Here is a 5,152-nt window from a genome sequence, read left to right on the forward strand (position 1 = left end):
ACAAACCAGGAAAGCAAAACCTGACAAAAACAATCCAAAAAACTGGCAAAAAAATCCACACCACACCCACAACAGGATGCGATGCACAAACTCTAATGCCACAAAACAAATGGCATCAAACAATCCACCAATACACTATCGAGTTCTCAAAGAACACACACCCACCAACACCACCCCACAGGGCGCACTTCGATGAGTTGTCGTTCAGGATTCGCCACCCAATCGCGGGCAACTCGTCCAGTGTGCCAGATCCTCGCGCTTCGGCCAAACCCTGTCTGACCTCACCGCAGTTCCGGCGCACCGCGGTCCGCTGTCCTCAACTCCGAAGAGGTGAGGACATCGCGCAACCCCCGATTCCTGTCGGCCCCGGGGGAGTTGCTCTCTGCGGTGCAACAAGAAAGTTACATGCGTTGGAACATCGCGTCAAATCCCCAGGTCAGGCGACGATGCGCGCGCCCGCGAACGACTTCTTGCCACGCCGGACCACCAACCACCGACCGTGCAACAGATCCGAGTCGGCCGGCCGCCACTCCTCGTCGGAGATCTTCGCATTGTTCACGTACGCCCCGCCCTCGGAGACAGCGCGTCGTGCAGCTTTGTTGCTGTCGCTCAGCTTGGTGTCCACCAACAGCTCGATGATGGTCGGCCGCGTCCCGGAATAGTCGGCCACCGTCGTCTCGCCGAGGGCTGCAGCCAGCGTCTGTTCGTCGAGATCGTCGAGATCCCCGCGACCGAACAGGGCCTGACTCGCCAACTGAACGGCGGCGGTGTGCTCGGCGCCGTGGATCAGCGTCGTCATCTCTGCTGCCAGTCGCTTCTGCGCGAGTCTGAGGTGCGGGGTCTCCTCCGTGGCGCGCTCGAGTTCGGCGATCTCCTCACGGTCGAGGAAGGTGAACCACCTCAGGTAGCGCACGACGTCGGCGTCGGCGGTGTTGACGAAGTACTGGTACCACGCATACGGGCTGGTCAGCTCCGGATCGAGCCAGAGGCTACCGCCGCCGGTGGACTTGCCGAATTTCTTCCCGTCGGAGGAGGTCACCAGCGGCACGGTCAGCGCGTGGACCGCATCGCCGTCGACCCGTCGAACCAGATCGACACCGCCGATGATGTTGCCCCACTGATCGGACCCGCCGATCTGCAGCGAGCAGCCGTGTCGTCGATGCAGCTGGAGGTAGTCGTTGGACTGCAACAGGATGTAGCTGAACTCCGCGTAACTGATGCCGTCGGTCTCCAGGCGTCGTTTGACGGTCTCGCGCGCCAACATCACGTTCACCGAGAAGTGCTTGCCCAGGTCCCGGAGGAAGTCGACGACCGACATGGGTCCGGTCCAGTCGAGGTTGTTCACCAGAACCGCGCTGTTGGGTGCGTCGTCGATGGTGACGAACCGCCGCAGTTGCCCGCCGATCCGATCCGCCCACCCTTCGACGACATCGGCGGCGTTCATGGAACGCTCCCCCACCTCGCGTGGGTCCCCGATGAGTCCGGTGGCGCCACCGGCGAGTACGAGAGGTCGGTGGCCGGCGAGCTGAAAGCGCCGCAACGTCAGCAGCGGCACGAGGTGGCCGGCATGCAGACTTGCCGCGGTCGGGTCGAAGCCGGCGTAGAGGGTTATGGGACCGGTGTTCAGCGCGGTACGAAGATCATCGAGATCGGTCGATTGCGCGATCAGACCACGCCATTCGAGCTCTTCGAGGATTCCGCTGGTGGTCACTGCGTTCTCCGACATCTGCGCACTCACCCGACGATCTTCCCACCCCGGACTCGGAACCTGTCCGAGGGGCAGGCGCGGGATGGCCGCGGTTCAGGACCCGCTGGTCAACGTGGCGTGCTCGGCGTCGTCGACGGCTCTCGCCTCATCGGCGAGCATCACGGGAATTCCGTCGGCATCGATACGGTAGGCCACGTGAAGACGCGGGTTGTACAGCTCGTCTCCTGCGTCGAGTAGCGGGCCGTGGTCTTGCGGACACACGAGTCGTTCCCGAACGATCGGATCGATGGCCTCGGCACGCGACGACATTTCCGCTTGTTCCCTTCGTTCGACGATCACGCGACACTGCGGTTGCTGCGTGTCGACCTCACCGTATCGTGCCGGTGGCCTCGCCCGCCTCCTCCGTGGGTGCAGCGCCGTTCCATGCGATCTTGGCCGCCGACGACCTGGTGTACCTGCGGTAACGCCCCTCGGCGTCGCGGTACCAGACCTTCGTGCCCGGCTGTGGCAGTCCCTCCCGGGCGAACGCCGTCGCCATCGGTCGATAGGAGTCCGATACCGGGATCTCGTCGACCACCCGGATCAGATGGGGCCGCTGCGGAGCCGGCAACTCGCCGAGTGCGACCCGCAACTTGGTCACGGTCAGCGACTCCTCCCTCATCGAGGGTCTCAGTGTCAGTGCCGCGATTGCCAGCTGCGTACCGGGATCACCCACGCTGTAGGCGACGACCTGGTCGACACCGGGAACCCGGGACAGCGCATTCTCGATCGGCGGGAGATACAGGATTCCGTCGGTAGAGCGCACCGCCGAGTCCGCCGAGCCCATGAACCACAGATCGCCGTCGGAATCGCGTCGGAACAGGTGACCGGACACCTCCCAGCGATCATTGCGGCTGAACACATCTCGCAGCACGGTCGAGGAAATGTCGAACCGATAGCGGGTGCGCGCCAGCAGGAGCCCGACCTCCCCCGCGTCGGCGCGCCTCACGAATCCGTTGGGCGCCACCTCGAGACGTGAATTCTCGATGTCAAAGGCGGCCACCTGAACCGGATTCGTCTCCGGCAGTTCACGTCCCATCGACCCTGCTTGATCGCCGGCCACATTGGCCAGAATGGCCGAGCCGTCCGCGGTCGCGAAGAACTCGAGTACGCGCGCCCGCGGAAAAGCCGCCTGCACGTCCTCCCACAGTCCGACGGGCATGCCCGACCCGATGAACAACCGGATGGGATTGTGCTCGGCGATGTGGAAATTCTCCGACCGGACGATCTCGCGCATCATCGTCCACGTGTAGGAGACGACCGTGATGCCGTAGCGGCGAACCTCCACGGCAAAGGTCTCGGCATCGACACCGTTGGACAGCGCAATACGGGAGCGCCCGACGACGGTGGCACCGAGTGTGGTGAGCAGCCCCGACGCATGGTGCAGCGGCGGAAGGCAGTACACGGTGTCCCGATCGGTCAGACCGGCCGCCGACGCTGCTCCGAACGCCGACATCGCGAACCGATGGTTGGTGATGGGCCAGGTCGCGAGTTTGCCCTGTGACCGCGTGAAGAGGATGAACGCCAGATCGCCCGCCAACCCGGGATCGGCCCGGTACCACACCGGCATCTCGACCTCGTCGGGATCGATCTGTTCCATGTCGACGATGCGGTGACCGTCGGCACGGTCGATCTCCCGGGTATCCCCGCTGCCTCCGCCCAGGATCAGTACCCGATCACTGTGCGCCGCAGCAGTGTCCAGGTTCTTCGGGTCGGTAATCACCACGCCGCAGTCGGACAGACGCAACATCTCGTCGATGTCGCCCTCGGGCGAGAGCATCACCGCCACCGCGCCCAGTCGCGACAGCGCCGCCACCACGACCAAGGCGCTGGGGCGGGTATCCATCAGCACGCCGATGTGCTGGCCCGGACGGATCCCGCACGACACCAGACCGGCGACGACGTTGTCGATGCGCACGTTCACCTGGGCGTGGGTGAGCACACGGTTCTCGAACAGGAACAGTTCCTTCTGCGCGCCACGTTTGGCGTTCTCCGACATCAGCTTTCCCAGCGAGATCTGGGTCCCGGCCTGGATCTGGCCGAGTCGCAGGAGGCGGGGCACGGTGCGCACCGACTCCTGGGCGACGGCGATCGACGACCGTTGCAGCGATGAGGCGATGCCCATCAGGTCGCGGGAGACCCCGGCGCCGGCGTCGGCCACCGCACCGAGGCCGTGGGTGATCCGGGACGCCACGCTCACCCCCGACCCACTACCGGGCTCGGGAACCGTCATCGTCTCCAGCCCCTCGGGCTTGGGGCGCAGGCCGGACTGCCACCCGATCCACTCCGCGGTGATCGGCCACGTCTGGGCGCCGGCGGTACTGCCCACGACGAGTCCGAAATGTCCGACCGGTACCCGTGATTCGTAGACCTCGGCGTCGGGGGCGGCGCGGACGATCCCCCGCACCGCGGCCGGCTGGCCGATGTCGTCGGCCTCGCCGACGAACGCGAGAATGGGGCAGGTGATCTCGGCGAGAGTGACCAGTTCGCCGTTGATGACGAATCCACCGGACACCATGCGGTTGTGAACGACGAACTGTCGCAACAACTCCGCGATCGCCGGGCCGGACCATGCGACCCAGCCGTCGGATTCGAGGAAGCGCCGTTGATCTTCACGCGGCAGCAGGGCGTCGCGGTCGTGGAGCTGCCGCAGGAAGTCCAGCCGGCTGCGCGCGGTCTTGACCGGGTCGAGCATCTGGAAACCCAAGCGCGCCAACCATCCGGGTACCCACAGATGACTGACCACGCGATCGGCGAGGATCTCGGCACCGGGAACCACCAACCCGGCCGGTAGTCCGAGCGGCAAGCCGGCGAGCACGTCAACGGGGCTGCCGAAGGTGATCAGGCTCGCGAGACCCTTGCTACGTCGGTACGCGGCGGTCTGGTACGCGAACATCCCACCCTGTGAATACCCGGCGAGGTGAACGTCCTTGCCGGTGGCATCGATGATCAGGTCGATCGCCCGACTCACCGCGACGACGTGGTCGGCAAGGTCGCGTTCCATCCCGCCCTCGACGGTGTCGGGTGACCCGAAATCGATCACCCACGGCACGATCCCGTGCCGATGCAGGATCGACACCGCCCCGTTGTGCTCGGTGACGTCGTAGACGTTCGCCGACACCATCATCGGCGGGATGAGCACCACGTTCGGGCCGTCGGCGTCGTCGCCGGGAAAGTACCGCCGCAGCTTGAACATCTTCTCGGTCTCGACGACCGCGAAGGGCGCAGGCTGGGTACCCGTCTCCAGACCTCCGAGGCGCAATACCTCGAGTCCGTTCTGTGCGGTTGCGACCACGCGGCCGACCACCGCGCCCACATCCGGAATTCCGCCCAATCGACACCCCTCCTCAGTGGGCCCTCACTCTACCCACCCGATTCGGCGGACGGACCGCTATCGGCCAATCC

The 5,152-nt window shown here is 65.3% G+C and carries 3 protein-coding genes; all 3 read right to left on the reverse strand.

Annotation, left to right across the window (positions count from 1 at the left end; genetic code table 11):
* Nucleotides 1-436: 436 nt before the first annotated feature.
* Entirely contained in the window at nt 437-1,726 is a 1,290-nt protein-coding gene (tyrS, locus tag B1964_RS11995) for a tyrosine--tRNA ligase (protein WP_238534921.1), read from the reverse strand.
* A 75-nt stretch (nt 1,727-1,801) separates the two neighbouring features.
* Complete coding sequence (locus B1964_RS12000) at nt 1,802-2,017, reverse strand: Trm112 family protein (protein ID WP_014360207.1); 216 nt, start codon at nt 2,015-2,017, stop codon at nt 1,802-1,804.
* Nucleotides 2,018-2,075: 58 nt separating this feature from the next.
* The gene (locus tag B1964_RS12005; RefSeq protein ID WP_014360208.1) at nt 2,076-5,063 is read right to left on the reverse strand and encodes an AMP-binding protein; all 2,988 of its coding nucleotides are present in this window, start codon (nt 5,061-5,063) and stop codon (nt 2,076-2,078) included.
* Nucleotides 5,064-5,152: the final 89 nt, after the last annotated feature.

This window comes from Gordonia sp. i37, assembly GCF_002043085.1.
GTDB lineage: Bacteria > Actinomycetota > Actinomycetes > Mycobacteriales > Mycobacteriaceae > Gordonia > Gordonia polyisoprenivorans.

Coding starts and splice junctions, on each gene's coding strand:
- B1964_RS12000 (WP_014360207.1), bottom strand. CDS start 2,017: ATGTCGTCGCGTGCCGAGGCCATCGATCCGATCGTTCGGGAACGACTC.
- tyrS (WP_238534921.1), bottom strand. CDS start 1,726: ATGTCGGAGAACGCAGTGACCACCAGCGGAATCCTCGAAGAGCTCGAA.